A 17061-nucleotide genomic window follows, 5' to 3' on the forward strand; every position below is an offset into this window, starting at 1 on the left:
CTCCTGCTCCTGCTCCTGCTCCTGCTCCTGCTCCTGCTCCTGCTCCTGCTCCTGCATGGCAGGTCCGGGCGCGTCCGGCGCGGGAGGCGGTGGCGGAGCGGACTGTCCCTCGTGCACGACGATCAGGATGCCGGTGATGTCCTGACTGGTCGGGGGACGGTCATCATCGCGCGGGCGGGCGTGGTAGCGGGAGACGGGGGACTTGACCTTGCGGACGCTGATCCGGTGGCGGCGGGGCGGCAGCAGATCCTCCAGGACCGCGCGGCCGATGGCACCGATCACCCCACCGCGCTCGCCCGGACCCCCGTCTGCGGCCCAGACGACGCCGGAGGCCAGAACGACCTGGTCACGGGCGGCCTGGACCGCGGTGGTGAAGCAGGCCCGGTCCGGGTCGGTACCGGGCCGCGTCTCGGCGGCCTCGGCCATGGCCATCCGCAGCGCCTGGTAGACGCACAAAAGCGCCCACACCTCCTGCCGGACGCCGACGGGGTCGCCCGAGCGCAGCACCCGCCCGCCCAGCAGCGTGTGCCGCAGCGCGAAGAACGCCGACTCGATCTCCCAGCGCTCGTGATAGAGCCGCACCAGCGCGGGCGCCGCATCGCGGCGGGGATCGAGCAGGGTGGTGGCCAGCCGGTACCGTCCGCTGATGCGCGTGCCATCAGCGCAGGTCACGGTGATGTCGGTATCGATGATCCGGACCGTGACCGCTCCGATCCTCGACAGGAACGAACCGTCGTCCAGCCGGGCCAGGACCACCGGGCGGCGGGTGGTCTTGAGCCGCACCAGGAACTGCGCGCCGGTCTCGGCGACGGCGCCCAGCAGGTCGTTGCCGTCGAAGGCGCGGTCGGCCAGCAGCAGCATGTCAGCCGAGAGCAGGTGCAGCAGGCGGGCGGCGTAGCCGGTCTCGCCCGCCCGCGCCGGTCCGATGACCGCGCCCAGCAGGCCGCGGGTGCCGGTCTCGGCCAGCGCCATCACCATCAGGGTCGGGTAGCCGGCCCACGCCAGCCGGTATCTGATCTTCCCGAGCCAGGAGCGGTTGCGTTCGGCGTCGGGCACCTTGATCGATGAGCAGCCGTCGAAGGCGACGGTGCGCCAGCGCCGGTAGCGGGTTCCGGGGGTGTGGGGCTGGGCCAGCGGGGCGGCCACCGCCTCGAACAGTGCCTTCAGCGGGGCCGCGCCCAGGCGGCGGCGCAGTTCCCGCAGTCCTTTCTCCGATGGCCGGCGGATGCCCAGGCCGTCCAGCGCGGCGGTCAGTTTGTGCCAGACCCGCAGGTAGCCCAGTTCGGGGAACAGGCCCAGGGCCAACAGGAAGTAGATCCCGACCCGGGAGGGCAAGGCGCGCAGCCGCCGCTGGGTCGTTCCGGTGTCGGCCAGTACCGCGTCGATCAGCTCGAACGGCAGGTGCTGGGTGAGTTCGCCCAGGTGGCCGGGGGCGAAGACACCGTCGGCGACGGTGATGGTGCGGGTGAGCGTGAGGGTGGCAGAATCGGGACGCAACGGGACCTCGGGACACGGGGGGATCTTGGCGGATCTCCTGGTCTATCAGAGGTCCCGTTCCTGTTCTTTCTGGCTGTGGCCGTACTCACCGGTGGCTTGCCGCACGTCCGAGATCCTTAACTACGCGGCCTTGTCTCTTGAACCCTCGGAACCCTCGGAACCCTCGGTCCCTTTGATTCTCTCGGACCCTTCGAACCCGTTGAACCTGTCGGACCCCTCCGGGCTCTCGAACCCCTCCGGCCTCTCGCGGGCCGGACGGCCGGAACGGCTTCTCCCGCGGCGATCGCGATAGGAAGCCCCGCCGGGGGGCAGTTGACCGTGAACGCCGATCGCCCACCCCGGAGGGATCACGACATGACGATCAATCCGCTTCCCCTGTGCCGGACCTGCGGGGCCATGGTGGAGCACCCCGGACGCCACCGGGAGTGGCACGAGGCCCTCGAACGCCTGGTTCCCGGCCTGGGAGCCGAGCTGGAGAGGTCGCACGGGATCGAGGACCCCGGTCACGGGCACGATCACACCTTCTGACCTCGTCCTCCTCTCCGGCATCCCGGATCTGCCGGATCTCGGATCTCCCGGTCACGACGGCGATCAGACCCCGCTTCGGGCGACAGGGACGGGCACCGTGTCGTCGGTCCGCCAGGAGAGGTCGTCGACCACGCCGACGACCCCGTCGAGATTGCGGGTCACGCGGACGGCCGCGGCGGCCTGGCTGCGCGTCTCCAGCTCGCCGGAGAGCGTCACGACCCCCTCGCGGGCGGTGATCCGTACGGTCTCCGGATCCGCCCAGAGGTTCCGCACGATGACGTCGTCGCGGACGCGGCGCTCGATCTCGGCGTCGCTGCGCACGAACACGCGGATCACGTCGCGGCGGCTGACGATGCCGACCAGGGTGCCGTCGGAGGCGACCACGGGGAGCCGCTTGACGCCGTGCCGGTCCATCATGCGGGCGACCAGCACGATGGAGGTGTCGGGGGTGGTGACGACGGCGGGGGAGGTCATCAGCTCCTCGGCCGTGTCCCCGGCCGCCCTGCGCTCGACGTCGCCGTCCTCGCCCAGGCGGTGACGGAGCCGGGTGCGCAGCGGCGGGCGGTACGCCTCGCCGTAGTAGCGCTCCTTGAACTCCTCCTTGCGGAGCAGGTCGGCCTCGGACACGACGCCGACCACCCGCTGAGCGGCGTCCACGACCGGGACGCCGCTCACGCTCCGGTCGATGAGGAGGGCGGCGATCGTGTGGAAGGGCGCGTTCGCCCGCACGGCCGCGACCTCGGCGGTCATGACGTCCTTGACGGTCATCTTCACGGTGAACCTCCGGTTGACTCGCCTCCATCCTTCGCCGCGACCGCGGAGGGAAGCAGGGGCGAAGGGCCCGATCCGCCAGGACCAGGGGCCCGGCCTCGGAGGACGTCGCCGGAGCGTCAGCCCGTGCGGCGGTCCTGCGGCGTGTTCGACCGGGCCAGGCCGTACATCAGAGTGTCGATCACGAGGGTGGCGAGGGCGTCGGGATCGGTGGCCCGGATGCCGCAGCCGGTGGCGGCATCCGGGCCGGCATCCGGGCCGGCATCCGGGCCGGCATCCGGGCCGGCATGGTGCGCGGCCTCGCCCAGCAGGGCGAGGTACGCCTGCCTGGCCCAGGCCGTGTCGATGTCCGGGGGGAGCAGGCCGGACTCCACGGCCCTGGTGAAGACCGTCTCGCAGTCCGCCATCACGGCGGCGTGGACGGTCCGTGCCCGCGGGCTGAGCGGGATCGGGCGGGCCAGGGTGAAGCGCCAGCCCGGCTTGATCTGCAGGATGTTCGCGGTGGCCTGGTGCAGGGCGACCAGCGGGGGCGCGGTCTTCGGGCGGGCGGCCTCGACGGCCTGCTCGATCTCGCGCCAGGCGGTGACCTCCATCGTCTCGAGCAGCGCCTCGCGGCTGGCGAACCTGCGATGGACGGTCGCCCGCGCCACCCCCGCCGCCTCGGCGATCTGCTCCATGGTGGCGGCGGGATTGCCGCCGAGCAGCTCCTCGGCCGCTCTCATGATCGCTTTGATGCTGCGCTCGGCGTCCGCCCGCAATGGCCTGCCCGCTGTACTGCTCATGGGAAGACGCTACAACCTCGCTCGACTCTGCCGAATAAATGAGACTAGATGTTGCATATTACTTTCTATCTGATACTTTCCTTCTCATGAAGCCGCAGAACATCACCGCTCTGATCACCGGCGCCTCCTCCGGCATCGGTGCCGAGTTCGCCCGCCGACTGGCCGCCCGCGGATACCACCTGGTGCTGGTCGCCCGCTCGGTGCCCGCCCTCGAGGCGCTGGCCGGGGAGCTGCGGGACGCCTACGGAGTCCGGGTCGAGGTCGTCCCGCAGGACCTGTCCGCGCCCGACGCCGCCATGCGGGTCGCCGAGGCGCTCGCCGTCCGGGGGATCATCGTCGACCTGCTGGTCAACAACGCGGGCTTCGGTACGGCAGGGCGCTTCGAGAGCATCGCGGCCGAACGCGAGCACGAGGAGCTCATGGTCAACGTCGTGGCCCTGGTGGGGCTGACCCACGCCTTCCTGCCCGGGATGCTCGCCCGGGGCTCCGGCGCCGTGGTGAACGTGGGCTCCACCGCGGGCTTCAACATCACCCCCTACTTCTCGACGTACGGGGCCTCCAAGACCTTCGTCCTCAACTTCAGCCTGGCCCTGTGGAGCGAGCTGCGCGGCACCGGGGTGAAGGTCCTGGCCGTCGCGCCGGGCCCGGTCGAGACGGCGTTCTTCGACAGGATCGGCACCCGGAAGGCGGCGATCGGGGCGAAGATGAGCACGCCGGAGCATGTCGTCACCTCGGCGCTGCGCGCGCTCGACCGCGACCGGGGCTACGTGGTGCCGGGCCTCGGCAACTTCGCGGTGTCCCACCTGATGCCGAGGCGGCCCCGCAAGCTCGTCGCGATGATCGGCCGGATGGTCACCCGGCGGGTGGCCGACGAGCTCACGCCCGCCACGGCACGGTGACCCTCCCGCGCCGGATCCGCGGCCGTTCCCGGAAGGGGGCCGCTCCCGGGGCGGGGGATCCGTGGCGGAGCCGTCGGGCCCCGTCAGGCCGGGGTCCGGGGGGCCGTCTCGCCCTCCCAGTCGACGGCCACCTTCTCCGGGTCCTCCGCGGCGATCCGGACGGGCAGCCGAGTGCCGGGCACCGTACGGTGCAGGTGGGCCGGGGGCACGCGGTGGCCGAGCCGCACCTGGTACGGCGCGCCCCCGCCGTCGGGGACCACCCGCAGCACGAACCCCACGATGGGGTCGCCGTTGCCGGCGGTCATGCCGTTCAGGTCGAAGGTGCCCATCACCGTGGCGGTGCCGGGCAGGCCCCGGGCCAGCAGGTCGGCCGCGGACAGGTGCTCGGAGACCACCGGCTCCTCCCGGCCGGGCGCGCGGCTCCAGTCGACGGCCAGCCGCCGCGGGTCCGCCGGGTCGATCCGCACGGACAGCGCGGAGCCGGGCAGCACCGCGCCGACGAGCAGCCGGGGCAGGGTCTCGCGGTGCGCCACCCGGTAGGGGGCGGCGCCCTCGGGGCGGACCTCCAGCTCGAAGCCGACCATGGGCCGGTCGTTCACGGTCATGCCGGTGTCCCTCATGGAGAGCACGACGGCGGTGGCGGGCACCCCGCCGGTGAGCAGGTCGTCATTGCCCCGGGCCATGTCCTGCAGGTCCCGGACCATGCCGAAGAGCCCGCCGGTCTTCTCCGGGCCGAGCTGGTCCTCGAACACCGACATCCCCCGGCGGAAGGCCGCCGTATGGAACGACCAGGCCGATGTGAAGACTCCGGCGAAGGTCGTCATCATCCCGACGACGAAGGCCGGGGTGGCCCAGGCGGGCATCGGCCACATGGTCATCCCGATGACCCCCGCCGCCAGGAGGAGGCCACCGCAGATCCCGACCCCCGCCCCCAGCTTTCCCATGCGCGCCATCGACGTCCCCTCGCCCTCTCCGATATGCCGCTCCGGGCACCGCTCTGCGGCGATCGCTCCGGAGCACCGCGTCCGTGCTGCCGCCGACAGGTAACCGCGATCTGCTTTCACACCGGTTGCAGGCGGATTGCGGTGGTCCGTCCGCAGCGGGGCCTGAGCAGACGGGCTTCCGGACCGGTGGCATCGTCCCGGCGGTCCGTCCGCGGCGGGTTGGAGTCGACGGGCTTTCCCGGATCGGTGGCACTGTCCCGGCGGTCCGTCCGCGGTCCCGGCCGGAGACTGTGACGGCCCGTACACGACTGGGTATGGGCACCGCCATGGAACATGTGGTGGTGGGGGTCGACGGGTCGGCGAACAGTCTCCGCGCGATGGAGTGGGCGGTGCGGGAGGCGGGACGCCGCGGCCTTCCCGTCCGGGTGGTGCACGTCGTGCACGAGTGGCTGCACTCCCGGGCGGAGGGTGAGATCGAGGAGGTGCGGCAGTGGATGTGGCACAACGGCCGCGAGATCGTCGACCAGGCGGTGGCCCACGCGCGTGAGTCCGCGCCGGGCGTGGAGGTCGCCGACGCGATGGCCTTCGGCGAGCCCGCGCACGCGCTGGCCGCCGAGGCGGGGTCGGGGGACCTGCTCGTGGTCGCCTCACGCGGGGAGGGCCGGATCTCCAGCCTGCTGCTCGGGTCCGTCGCGCTGAAGGTCGTCTCCCAGGCGTCCTGCCCGGTGGCGGTGATCCGCGGCCCGGTGGAGCCGGAGCGGGAGTTCGGGGAGGTCGTCGTCGGCGTGGACGGGTCGCCCGCCGGGGCCGAGGCGCTCAGGTTCGCCGCGGAGGAGGCGTCGGTCCGCGGGGTGCGCCTGCGGGCGCTCCTGGCGTGGAACCTGCCCGTCGCGGCGTCCACCCTGCTTCCGCCGTCGCTCTTCGACCTCACCGAGATCGAGGACGTCTGGGCGCGCATCCTGGAGGACGCGGTGCGGCCGGTGGCGGAGGCCCACCCGGAGCTCGAGATCGTCCACGAGCAGGTGATGGGCCATCCGGTCCAGACACTCGTCGACGCCTCGGAGGCGGCGGACCTGCTCGTCATGGGATCGCACGGGAAGGGGGCGCTCGCGGGGCTCTTCCTGGGATCGGTGAGCCACGGCGTGCTGCACCACGCCTGCTGCCCGGTCACGGTGATCGGCCCGCGAGCCCTCACCGCCCGCGCGGGTGAGAGCTGACCGGAGAGGCCGGAGAAGCCGAAGCTGACCGGAGAGACCGGAGAGACCGGAGAGACCGGAGAGACCGGAGAGACCGGAGAGACCGGAGAGGATCGCCCGGGGCGGTCTGGAGCGCCGCCGGCTGGGTAGCCATGGAGACCATGGCGACCTATGGCTTTCACTCTTCACACGAGCAGATCCACCCGGCCGAGCTGCTGAAGGCGGTGACGCGGGCCGAGCAGGCGGGTTTCGCCGCGGCGATGTCGTCGGACCACTTCTCGCCCTGGAGCGAGCGGCAGGGTCAGTCCGGCTTCGCCTGGTCCTGGCTGGGGGCGGCGCTCCAGGCCACCGGCCTGCCGTTCGGCGTGGTCAACGCGCCCGGGCAGCGCTACCACCCGGCGATCGTCGCTCAGGCGATCGGCACCCTCGGTGCGATGTTCCCGGGCCGGTTCTGGGCCGCGCTGGGCACCGGGGAGGCGAGCAACGAGCACATCACCGGGGAGCGCTGGCCGCGCAAGGCGGTGCGCACGGCGCGGCTGCGCGAGTGCGTCGACGTCATCCGGGCGCTGCTGGCGGGCGAGGAGGTGAGCCACGACGGACTGGTGACCGTGGACCGGGCCCGGCTGTGGACCCGGCCGGAGACCCCGCCGAAGCTGGTGGGGGCGGCGGTGAGCGTGGAGACCGCCCGGTGGTGCGCCGAGTGGGCCGACGGGCTGATCACCGTGAACGCGCCGCTGGAGACGCTGCGCGAGGTCGCGGCCGCCTACCGGGACGCGGGAGGCCGGGGGAAGCTGGCCCTCCAGGTCCACCTGAGCTGGGCGGAGAGCCGGGAGGAGGCCGAGGCGGTCGCCCACGAGCAGTGGCGCAGCAACATCTTCCGTCCCCCGGTCTGCTGGGACCTCGACACGGCCGAGCTGTTCGACGTGGTGTCGGAGGAGATCACGCCCGCCCGGGTGGCCGAGGTGGTCAACGTCTCCTCCGACCTGGGGTGGCACGCGGCCCGCCTCAACGAGTACGCCGAGCTGGGCTTCGAGGAGGTCTACCTGCACCACGTCGGTCAGGAGCAGTCGGCGTTCATCGACGCGTTCGGCGCGAAGGTCCTCCCGCAGCTCAGGTGACGTTTCGACATATTTTCGAAACGAGAATGTCGCGAGCGGTTCACATGCCGGGGGTGGATGTTCTACATTTGATATGGGAGCGCTCCCATAGCTGAGGAGAAGCCAGTGTCCCCCCAGAACGGCTCGCTCATGGCGCCATCGGACCTCACCCACACCGTCGAAGGCCTCCTGGCCGCGGCCCCCGCGAGCGTGCGCGAAGCCCGCTCCCTGGTCCGTCGCGAGCTTCCCGGCTGGGGTGCCGAAGACCTGGTGGACGACTGCATGCTCATCGTGAGCGAGCTGGTCACCAACGCCGTCCGCCACGGGGGCGCGGCCTGCGCGCTGCGCCTCGGCGGCGACGGCGCCCACGTGTACGGCGAGCTCTACGACCCGGGCGCGGGCGCGCCCCGGATGCGCGAGGCGGACACGGAGGCCACCGGCGGCAGGGGCCTGCAGATCGTCGACGCCCTCGCCGCCGAATGGGGCGTGTCCTGGCCGGAGTCCGGCGGGAAGATCGTCTGGTTCGTGCTCGGTGGCGGATGCATGCCGTACGGAGCACTCCACCGCGCGTCGGGCGCCTTCGCCTGATCCTTGCCGGTCGTTCCGGTCGTGTCGTCCGGTCGTCCGGGTCGGGCGTCCTCGCCTGATCCGCACCGGCGCGCGCCGGAGCCCTCCGCCCGGTCCGGCCCGGCCCGGATGTCCCTCCCAGGCTCTCCCAGCCTGTCCCGGCCGATGCCCTATCCCGGCCCGGGCTCTCCCGCGGCCCGGGGCTCCCGGCTCAGAGCCTCCGGTGCGGGACGACAGCCGCCCTCCGGACGGTGCCGCCCTCTTCCCTCGGAGGGCGGGCGCGTTCCGGTCCCACCGGGCACGCCCGGGTCCGAGCCGTACGGTGTCCATGATCGGTGCGGCGGCATGACCTGCGATTACTGAGGCTGGCCGAAAATTTCTATCGTTAATGTCATTAAGTGTTAGTGACAGTGTCTTGACGGGCGATATCCCGTATCCATATCTTCGGCAAGTGGGAGCGTTCCCACGGGTGGTGGGAGCGCTCCCATCATACGTGCCGGTCACCATCGTGACCGTACGTCCGATGGAGTCCGCAGGTTTCCGACGACCTCGGAGACCTGTCGTGGCTTCTGCCGGCGATGCCTGAGGCCGAAGGTCCGGGCATGTCGGCGCCCTGATGCGGCACCCGTCCGGGACGTTCCGGTGTCCTCCGGTACCGCTTCCGCGAAGCCGCGAGCCCTGGGCTTCCGTATGCCGGGGTCCGCGGAGCGCTGCGCATTCTCGTCCGTCGCGAACGGCCAATCGAATTTCCCTCTCCAGGGAGAGTGTGATGACCTGCGCCTTCAATTCCTTAAATGACCCTTTCTGGATTCGTGTCCGTATTCACAGGCCGGTGAACCCGCGGTCACCATACGGAACCGGGCGGGTGCGGCGGGCGGACGGCCAGACGGTGAGCCGGGAACCGCTCGCGGGCGAGGGCCCGGAACCGCTGACCGGAGCCGCCGAGGACACCCGGTGCGCGCCGCCGCGCAGGTCCGCGGCATGACCCCCTGTCGCGGTACGACGAATCGGTGGAGACCAGATGACGGATGACGATCTCGCACGACCCCCGCTGCGGGAGGACGCCCGGTCCGGGCCGCGCGCCGCGATCGTGGGCGCCGGGCTGTCCGGGTCCCTGCTCGCCCTCTTCCTGGCCCGGCGGGGCTTCCGGGTGGAGGTCTACGAGCACCGGGACGACCCGCGCCTGAGCAAGGACGAGGGCGACGGACGCTCCATCAACCTGGGGCTCTCCGCGCGCGGCATCCGGGCCCTGCGCCGGGCCGGGCTGCTCGAGGAGCTGTGGCCGCACACCGTGCCGATGCGGGGACGCATGATCCACTCCCCTTCGGGGGAGCTGACGTTCCAGCCGTACGGCACGGCGGACCACGAGATCCTCTACTCGATCCGCCGCGGCGTGCTCAACGCGCTGCTCATCGAGCACGCCGAAGCCCTCGGCGGGGTGACGTTCTGCTACGGGCTGCGCTGCGTCGACCTCGACGCGGACACCGGCACGCTGACGCTGTCCGACACGATCTCGGGGGAGACGCGGCGGGTCGAGGCCGATCTCGTGGTCGGTGCGGACGGGGCCTTCTCCGCCGTGCGCCGGCTCATGCAGCGCGGCAGGTCCGCGGACCTGCACCAGGAGTTCCTCGAATGGGGGTACAAGGAGCTCACGATCCCGCCGGCGCCGGACGGCGGCCCGCGGACCCCGATCGAGGCGCTGCATCTCTGGCCGGCCCACCGCGCGCTGATCGTCGCGCACCCCAACACCGACAACTCACTGACCTGCACGCTCTTCCTGCCGCACGAGGGCGGGTCGAGCTTCGCCTCGCTCGGTTCGGGCGCCGAGGCCGAACGGTTCTTCCGGAGCAGGTTCCCGGACGCCCTGCGGCTCATCCCGGACCTGGCCGAGGAGTTCGAGGCCAACCCGGTCGGGCGCCTGGTCAGCGTGCGCACCTCGACATGGCACGCGGGGGAGCGGGTGGTGCTCGTCGGAGACGCCTGCCACGCCGTCTACCCCTTCTACGGGCAGGGCATGAACGCCTCCTTCGAGGACTGCCTCGTACTGGACGAGTGCCTGGCCCGGCATCCCGCGGACCGGGGCGCCGCGCTGCGGGAGTACCAGGACCTGAGGCGACCGCACACCGACGTCCTGGCGGAGCTGTCGAAGGAGAACTTCCTGGAACTGCGCGACGGCCTGCGCTCTCCCGCGCGCCTGCTCCGGGCCCGCGCCGACCTGACGCTCAACCGGATCTTCCCCCGAGGATGGCAGCCGTTGTACACCATGATCTCGCATACCTCGATGCCCTACGGCGAGGCGCTGCACCGCGCCCGCCGGCAGAACGCGTTGCTCGGCGCGGCCGCGGCGGCGCTGTCCGCGGGAGCCGCCCTGGGGGCGGCCGCGGCCGTCCGGCGGCTGCGGCGCCGTACCGGAGCCCCCGCGAGGAGGACCGGGTGATACACCATCCCGACCGTGACGACCTGGTCCTCTTCGAGCTGGGGGACCTCGGCCGGACACCGCCGCCGGAGGCCGCCGGACACCTTCCCGTCCTGCGCACCGTACGGGAGTGGATGGGCGACTACCTGTGCAGGCCGCTGCCCGAACTGGGACGCCGGGGAGCGGTGTGCCCGTACACCTCGACGTCGATGGACAAGGGCCGGACCTTCCTCGCGGTACGGCCGGGCCACCCGGCCGAGCCGGAGGAGGTGGTGCACTCCGTCCGGCCGTACCGCGAGTGGTTCATGCGGCTGGCTCCGGCCGGGGAGACCCTCTCCACCTACACCACCCTGATGATCCTCTTCCCGGACGCGCGCAGGGACGACCTCCCGGCCATCGACGCGGCCCAGGCGGCGCTGAAGGCGGAGTACGTCTCGGAGGGGCTCATGATCGGTGAGTTCCATCCGGGACCGCCCGACAAGCCGGGCCTGTGGAACCCCGACCTGCGCCCGCTGTCCAGCCCCGTGGCGATGCTGGTGATCAGGCGCATGGTGGCGACCGACTTCCCCTTCCTCCGGGACGACGACGACCACGTGCGCTCCTACCTGTCGTGGTTCGGGGACGAGGTGCCCTCGCACCTGAGGGAGTCGGTGCGCGCCGCCGCCGAGAGCCTGAGCTGACGAGACCGCCGGGTGCCCGGGCCGCCGGGCGCCCGGGCCGATGAACCGACCGAGGAGCGACGTGCCACTCGACCTGCCGCCCGACGAGGCCGCGACCCTGCGCCGAGGAGAGGGCCCGGCCGTCCAGATCGACCTGATCCAGACGATGATCTTCCATGCCGCGGTGGCCGCACTGCGGCTCGGCGTCTTCAGCGCGCTCGAACGGGGACCGCGTGAGCTCGGCGCCCTCGCCGGCGAGCTGGCCGTGGACGAGGCGAACCTCCGCGTGCTGCTGCGCCTGCTGGTCACCGGCGGCTACCTCACCGAGGGCGAGGACGGCTACGAGCGGACTCCGGCCGGGGCGTGGCTGGCCGGGCCGGAGAACGGGTTCGGCGCCGTGCTGGACTTCTGGCACTCCCTGATCGGCGAGCTCTGGCAGGGCCTGGAGGAGACCGTGCGCACCGGAAAGCCGCAGCGGGACTTCTACGCCTGGCTCGGGGAGCGTCCCGACGTGCTCACCGGATTCCAAGGGGTCCAGCTCCGCATCGCCGAGTGGCTGGAGGAGGAGGTGCTGGAGCTCGCCGGGCCGCCCGGCGAACCGGCCCGCCTGCTGGACCTCGGCGGAGGGCACGCCAGGTACAGCCTCGCCTACTGCCGCCGCCACCCCGGGCTGTCCGTGACCGTCCTCGATCTGCCCGAGGCCCTGGAGCCGGGACGCGCGGCGGTGGAGGCTGCAGGCCTGGCGGAGCGCTTCACCTTCCTCCCCGGGGACCTCCGTACGGCCGAAGCGCCCGGGGGACAGGACGTCGTGCTGCTGTTCAACGTGCTGCACGGCTTCCCCGCCGACACCGCCCGGGCCCTGGTGGGCCGGGCGGCGGGAGCGCTGCGCCCCGGGGGGAGGCTGATCGTGATGGAGACCCTCCCCGACCCGGTCGGCAGCGTCCGGGAGGAGGCGTTCACCCGCGGCTTCGACCTCAACCTGATCCACACCCAGGGCGGAAGGCTCCATCCGGTGGAGGCGATCGCCGGGTGGATGGCGGCGGCGGGCTGCGGCCCGGTCGAACGCCGCGATCTCACCCGGTCGGCCGGGTTCTGCCTACTCGTCGCCGACCGCGAGGGCTGAGGCGCCGCTTCCCCGCCGCGCTCCGGTCCCTCGCACGTCGGTCCCTCGCACGCCGTCCTCCGAGCCGTCCCGGTTCCCGCCGTCGCCGTTCCCGCCGTCCCGGTTCCCGCCGTCCTCGACCGCACCGTCATCCGGGACCGCACCCTCATCGGGGACGGCGTCGGGGACGGTGTCGGGGACGGTGTCGGGGACGGCGTCGGGGACGGCGTCGGGAACGTCGTGTTCCAGCCGCCGGAGCGCGGGGACCAGCATCACGACGACCGCCAGCAGGACCAGCAGGATCCCGTCCGCCAGCACCACTGCGGCGAGGCCGCGCGCCGCACCGACCCCGACGACCGCTCCCAGCGAGCCCGTGAGCGGGCCGCCGGGCTCCAGGGCCGGACCCACGACGTTCTCGGCCAGCGGGGCCGCCAGCAGGTAGGCGGCGGGCATCGCGAGCTGGCCGAGGGTGTGCGAGGTGCCCATGACCCTGCCCAGCGAGGCCGGCTCGACCTTGCTCTGCAGGACCGTGACGACGGTGCCCTGGACCACGGGCAGAGTGAACAGGAACACGGCCGCGGCGCCCCCCACGACCACCGCCGACGTCCAGGGCGCGTGCAGGGCCAGGGCCGCTCCGCCGAGCGCCATGAACACCGCGATCCCGGCCACCCGCCGCTTCGGCCCGCCCCACGCGCCCATGAGCAGCCCGCCCGCGAAGAGCCCGGACCCGCCCGCGAACATCAGCACGCCGAGGGTGGCCGCCGAGGAGAAGGACAGGATGAGCGGCTGGACCAGTACTCCGGCGACCCCGAAGAGGAAGTTGTACGCGGTCAGCATGAGGACGAACGCGAGCAGCGCGGGCCGGGCCCGCAGATACCGCAGGCCGAAGGTCAGGTCCGAGCCGAGGGACGGCCGCTCGGCCCGCTCCGCCGGGCGCAGGACCGGCGCCGGCAGGCTCACCACCAGCAGCGTGCCCATCGCGACGGCGAACGACGCCAGGTCGATGACGAGCACGCCGACCATGCCCACGGCCCCGAGCAGCGAGGCGGCCAGGAGCGGGGCGGCGATCTGGATCGCCGTGGCGGCCTGCATGAGCCCGTTGGCCCGGCCCAGGTGCCGCTTGGGGATCAGCATCGGCGTCATCGCCTGGTAGGCGGTCAGGTGGAAGACCCCGCACGCGGCGCTCACCGTCGCGCTGACGTACACGTGCCACACCGCGAGCGCGTCCAGGTACAGCAGGACCGCGACCGCGGCGGTGGACACCGCCGCCAGGCTGTCGGTGACCACCATGACCGTCCGCCGGTTGAAGCGGTCGATCGCCACCCCGGCGAACGGCCCGGCGACCAGGCCGGGAAGCATGGAGCTCAGCATCACGAAGGCGAACAGGGTGGCCGACCCGGTCGTCTGGAACACCCACACGCCCAGGACGAAGGAAGTGATGCTGGACCCCACACCGGACACCAGCGAGGCCAGCCACACCCCGCCGAACCTGACCAGGTCCCCTCGCGCGGTCACGATCCGCTCCCCGCGCCCGGCAGCCGGCCCGCGGCGGCGAACGCGTCCAGGTAGCGGCCGAGCAGCCACGATCCGTCGGGTGCGGGCGGCACCCCCGCCCCGCTCAGCCACTTCTCGGTCCGGGCGCAGTCGAACAGCGGCCGGTCGAAGCGCGGCTCGGTCTCGGCCAGCCCGGCGGCGAACGGCTCGATCGCGGTCGGTTCCCCGGCGGCCGACCGGGCCAGTACGGCGGCCCGCCACCGGGACCAGGGCACCAGGTCGGCGGGGCGCCCGCGCTCGGCCAGGGCCGCGGCGATCCGCCCGTAGCCGACCGTCGCCGGATTGAAGTAGTGCAGGTCGTGAGGGGGAGGCTGGGCTGAGGCGACCGCCGCGGCCACCCCGCCGGCCACCTGGTCCACCGGGGACAGGTCCTCCTCGAAGCCCAGCTCGGGCACCATGCCCACCTGGGCGCAGGTGATCAGCAGCCGGCCGAAGTAGTCGTCGGGAGCCCCGATCCCGGTGCGGCTGTCCCCGCCGATCCGGGCGGGCCGGTGCACGGTCACCGGGATGCCGCGCCGCCGTGCCGGTTCGGCCAGCCGGTCGGCCACCCACTTGCTCTGGTTGTACCCGCCGCCGAGCCCGCCGGGGTCCTCCGGCGGATCGAGCTCGCTCACCGGCCGCCCCCGGTAGGCGTCGCCGAGGTACACCCCCAGGGTCGAGAGCAGGTGCACCGGGACCCCGCCGCCCAGCGCCGCGAGCCGCAGCACCTCCACCGTGCCCGCCACGTTCGGCGGGTGCAGCAGGGCGTACGGCTGGGCGAAGTTGACCAGCCCGCCGCTGTGGCAGACGGCGTCCACCCGCAGGGCCAGCTCGCCGAACGCCTCGGCGTCCAGCCCCAGGCGCGGCGCGGCCAGGTCACCGGGCAGCCCCACCAGCCGGGAGTCGCCGGAGACCCGCTCCAGCCCGTACCGGACCAGGTTCTCCCGCACCCGCCGCAGGGCGTGCTCCGGGGAATCGGCGCGCACCAGGCAGATCACCCGGCCCGTCGTGCGCTCCAGCAGCTCGGCGACGAGATGCGCGCCGAGGAAGCCCGTGGCGCCGGTCAGCAGGAACGTCCCGGGGCCGCGCCGGGCGGAGGTCCGGGCGGAGGTTCGGGCGGCTACCGCCACCTCGTCCGGCAGCCTCACCTCGGCTCGCAGGTCCGGTGCGTCGTCGTCCGCGCCGCCGTCGCGGGAGCCGCCGGCGCGCGCGGTGACCAGCGCCGCGAACTCGGCCAGGTCGGCGGCCTCGAACAGGTCGCGGGCGGAGGGGCGCACGCCGAGCTCGGCGTGCACCCGGGTCACCACCTCGGCGATCCGCAGGGAGTGCCCGCCGAGGGCGAAGAAGCCGTCGTGGCGGCCCACCCGTTCCACGCCGAGCACGCCGGCCCAGACCCGGGCGAGCGCCTCCTCCACGGGACCCCGCGGCGGGGTGTACTCCTCCGGTCCGGAGCCGCCGGGCTCGGGCACGGGCAGCGCCGCGTAGTCGGTCTTGCCGTGCGCGGTGCGGGGGAGGGCGTTCAGCCGGACGAAGAGCGCGGGCACGAGGTAGTCCGGCAGCCGGTCCCGCAGGTGGCGCCGGAGGTCAGCGGGTTCGCCGCCGGTGACGTAGGCGATCAGCCGGTGGTGGCCGGCCGGGTCGGGCAGGGCCGTGACCGCCGCCTCGCCCACCGCCGGATGGGCCACCAGCGCCGCCTCCACCTCGGCGGGCTCGACGAGGTGACCGTGGATCTTCACCTGCCGGTCGGCCCGGCCGAGGAACTCCAGGGACCCGTCGGCCAGCCACCGGGCCAGGTCGCCGGTGCGGTACATGCGCGAGCCCGGCGCGGCGGCGAACGGATCGGGCACGAACCGGTCGGCGGTCATCGCCGGATCGCCGAGGTATCCGCGGGCCAGGCAGTCGCCGCCCAGGTACAGCTCGCCGGGCGTGCCCACCGGAGCCCGCCCGCCGTGCCGGTCGCAGACGTACGCGCGGACGTGCGGGAGCGGCCGCCCGATCGGCAGGTGGGCGGCGCCCGCGGCCACCGCGCCGTTCCCCGCGCGGTCCCCGGTGCCGTCGCCCGTGCCGTCCTTGGCGCCGTTCACCGTCCCGTCCCTGGCGCCGTTCACGGTGCCGTCGCCCGTGCCGTCCACCGTGGCGTGGACGGTGGCGCAGACCGTGGCCTCGGTCGGGCCGTAGTGGTTGAAGAGCCGCACCCGGCCGCCGGTGGCCCGCGCCCAGGCCCGCACCGCGTCCATGGGCGCGCGCTCTCCGCCGATCATCATGACGTCCACCGGCCAGTCGCCGGGCACGCCCGTCCCGTCCAGCTCCCCGGCCCAGCGCCGCCACAGGGCGGCCGCGGTGTCCACGGCCGTCACCCCCCGCTCGGCGCAGAACCGCACGAGCTCCGCCCCGTCGAGCAGCGCGGGCTCGGGATGGAACACCAGGGCCGCACCCGAGACCAGGGCGGGGAACACGTCCCCCACCGACGCGTCGAAGGTCAGCGGCGGGAGCACGAGCAGCCGCTGCCCCGGGCCGAACCCGTGGACGCGGACGAAGGACTCCGTCAGCCGGGAGAGCGTCCCGTGCGTGACCATGACCCCCTTGGGACGGCCGGTGGAGCCCGAGGTGTAGATCACGTACGCCAGGTCGTCCGGTCCGGGACGGCCGGAGGGGGTCCCTTGTCCCGTGCCACCGCCGGGTGCCGGGGTGGAGGGGGTCCCGGTCACCGTGCTGCCGCCGGTCACCGGAGCCGAGGAGGTCCCGGCCACGGTGCCGCCGCCGGGTGCCGGGGCGGAGACCTCGATGCCGCCGCTGCCCGCCGAGAGGGTCACGCGGGCTCCGGACTGCCGCAGGATGTCCCGCAGGCGGGCCGGCGGGTGGGAGGGATCGAGCGGCAGGTACGCGCCGCCCGCCTTGAGCACGCCCAGGATCGCCACCACGGCCTCCGGGCCGGGGGGCAGGACCACGCCGGCGAGCGTCCCCGGCCCCACGCCCGCGCCGGCCAGCTCGCCGGCGAGGTCGTCGGCGCGCCGGTCCAGCTCCCGGTAGGAGAGGGTGCGCCCGTCCCCCGCGACGACGGCCGGCGCCC

The 17061-nt window shown here is 73.4% G+C and carries 13 protein-coding genes and 1 pseudogene; 8 read left to right on the forward strand and 6 right to left on the reverse strand.

All coding sequences use genetic code 11. From position 1 onward, the window contains the following. The coding region (locus ACWJ6R_RS13195) for an IS4 family transposase (protein ID WP_449062495.1) at positions 1-1497 on the reverse strand (1497 nt) is incomplete at its 3' end. A 354-nt stretch (positions 1498-1851) separates the two neighbouring features. Here ACWJ6R_RS13195 and ACWJ6R_RS13200 point away from each other — a divergent pair. Then, a complete protein-coding gene (locus ACWJ6R_RS13200) occupies positions 1852-2025 on the forward strand; it encodes a hypothetical protein (protein WP_449062496.1) in 174 nt (57 codons plus the stop codon). Between the two features lie 63 nt (positions 2026-2088). Here ACWJ6R_RS13200 and ACWJ6R_RS13205 read toward each other — a convergent pair whose 3' ends face one another. Together ACWJ6R_RS13205 and ACWJ6R_RS13210 are read right to left on the reverse strand one after the other, a co-directional pair. After that, positions 2089-2793 carry a CBS domain-containing protein gene (locus ACWJ6R_RS13205; protein ID WP_449062507.1) on the reverse strand — a complete coding sequence of 235 codons (705 nt, stop codon included), beginning with the start codon at positions 2791-2793 and terminating at the stop codon, positions 2089-2091. Positions 2794-2915: 122 nt separating this feature from the next. After that, positions 2916-3578, reverse strand: coding sequence for a TetR/AcrR family transcriptional regulator (locus tag ACWJ6R_RS13210; RefSeq protein ID WP_449062497.1), 663 nt, complete (start codon positions 3576-3578; stop codon positions 2916-2918). A gap of 86 nt (positions 3579-3664) precedes the next feature. Here ACWJ6R_RS13210 and ACWJ6R_RS13215 point away from each other — a divergent pair, with 86 nt between their 5' ends. Continuing rightward, a complete protein-coding gene (locus ACWJ6R_RS13215) occupies positions 3665-4477 on the forward strand; it encodes an SDR family NAD(P)-dependent oxidoreductase (RefSeq protein WP_449062498.1) in 813 nt (270 codons plus the stop codon). A gap of 83 nt (positions 4478-4560) precedes the next feature. On the opposite strand, the gene ACWJ6R_RS13220 is transcribed toward ACWJ6R_RS13215, so the two are convergent. Continuing rightward, positions 4561-5430, reverse strand: coding sequence for a hypothetical protein (locus ACWJ6R_RS13220; protein WP_449062499.1), 870 nt, complete (start codon positions 5428-5430; stop codon positions 4561-4563). A gap of 305 nt (positions 5431-5735) precedes the next feature. Between ACWJ6R_RS13220 and ACWJ6R_RS13225 the strand changes: the two genes are divergently transcribed. The 6 genes from ACWJ6R_RS13225 to ACWJ6R_RS13250 all read left to right on the forward strand — a co-directional run bounded on the left by ACWJ6R_RS13225 (position 5736) and on the right by ACWJ6R_RS13250 (position 12479). After that, positions 5736-6638, forward strand: coding sequence for a universal stress protein (locus tag ACWJ6R_RS13225; RefSeq protein WP_449062500.1), 903 nt, complete (start codon positions 5736-5738; stop codon positions 6636-6638). 140 nt (positions 6639-6778) lie between these two features. After that, entirely contained in the window at positions 6779-7735 is a 957-nt protein-coding gene (locus tag ACWJ6R_RS13230) for a TIGR03885 family FMN-dependent LLM class oxidoreductase (RefSeq protein WP_449062501.1), read from the forward strand. A 105-nt stretch (positions 7736-7840) separates the two neighbouring features. After that, positions 7841-8302, forward strand: a complete 462-nt coding sequence (locus tag ACWJ6R_RS13235; RefSeq protein ID WP_449062502.1) for an ATP-binding protein — start codon at positions 7841-7843, stop codon at positions 8300-8302. 1000 nt (positions 8303-9302) lie between these two features. Then, positions 9303-10718: an FAD-dependent oxidoreductase gene (locus ACWJ6R_RS13240; RefSeq protein WP_449062503.1), complete on the forward strand. Its 1416-nt coding sequence runs from the start codon at positions 9303-9305 to the stop codon at positions 10716-10718. Beyond that, positions 10715-11377 (forward strand): DUF6875 domain-containing protein, encoded by a 663-nt coding sequence (locus ACWJ6R_RS13245; protein ID WP_449062504.1) that lies wholly within the window; start codon positions 10715-10717, stop codon positions 11375-11377. The genes ACWJ6R_RS13240 and ACWJ6R_RS13245 overlap by 4 nt, the downstream gene beginning before the upstream one ends. A 61-nt stretch (positions 11378-11438) precedes the next feature. Continuing rightward, the gene (locus ACWJ6R_RS13250; RefSeq protein WP_449062505.1) at positions 11439-12479 is read left to right on the forward strand and encodes an SAM-dependent methyltransferase; all 1041 of its coding nucleotides are present in this window, start codon (positions 11439-11441) and stop codon (positions 12477-12479) included. Here ACWJ6R_RS13250 and ACWJ6R_RS13255 read toward each other — a convergent pair. Both ACWJ6R_RS13255 and ACWJ6R_RS13260 read right to left on the reverse strand, forming a co-directional pair. After that, positions 12453-13973 carry an MFS transporter gene (locus ACWJ6R_RS13255; protein ID WP_449062506.1) on the reverse strand — a complete coding sequence of 507 codons (1521 nt, stop codon included), beginning with the start codon at positions 13971-13973 and terminating at the stop codon, positions 12453-12455. The two genes, ACWJ6R_RS13250 and ACWJ6R_RS13255, sit on opposite strands and share 27 nt — an antisense overlap. An 83-nt stretch (positions 13974-14056) precedes the next feature. Beyond that, positions 14057-17061, reverse strand: a pseudogene (locus ACWJ6R_RS13260) (thioester reductase domain-containing protein); the annotation flags it as partial.

The organism is Planomonospora algeriensis (genome assembly GCF_977012225.1).

Coding starts and splice junctions, on each gene's coding strand:
- ACWJ6R_RS13200 (WP_449062496.1), top strand. CDS start 1,852: ATGACGATCAATCCGCTTCCCCTGTGCCGGACCTGCGGGGCCATGGTG.
- ACWJ6R_RS13205 (WP_449062507.1), bottom strand. CDS start 2,793: ATGACCGTCAAGGACGTCATGACCGCCGAGGTCGCGGCCGTGCGGGCG.
- ACWJ6R_RS13210 (WP_449062497.1), bottom strand. CDS start 3,578: ATGAGCAGTACAGCGGGCAGGCCATTGCGGGCGGACGCCGAGCGCAGC.
- ACWJ6R_RS13215 (WP_449062498.1), top strand. CDS start 3,665: ATGAAGCCGCAGAACATCACCGCTCTGATCACCGGCGCCTCCTCCGGC.
- ACWJ6R_RS13220 (WP_449062499.1), bottom strand. CDS start 5,430: ATGGCGCGCATGGGAAAGCTGGGGGCGGGGGTCGGGATCTGCGGTGGC.
- ACWJ6R_RS13225 (WP_449062500.1), top strand. CDS start 5,736: ATGGGCACCGCCATGGAACATGTGGTGGTGGGGGTCGACGGGTCGGCG.
- ACWJ6R_RS13230 (WP_449062501.1), top strand. CDS start 6,779: ATGGCGACCTATGGCTTTCACTCTTCACACGAGCAGATCCACCCGGCC.
- ACWJ6R_RS13240 (WP_449062503.1), top strand. CDS start 9,303: ATGACGGATGACGATCTCGCACGACCCCCGCTGCGGGAGGACGCCCGG.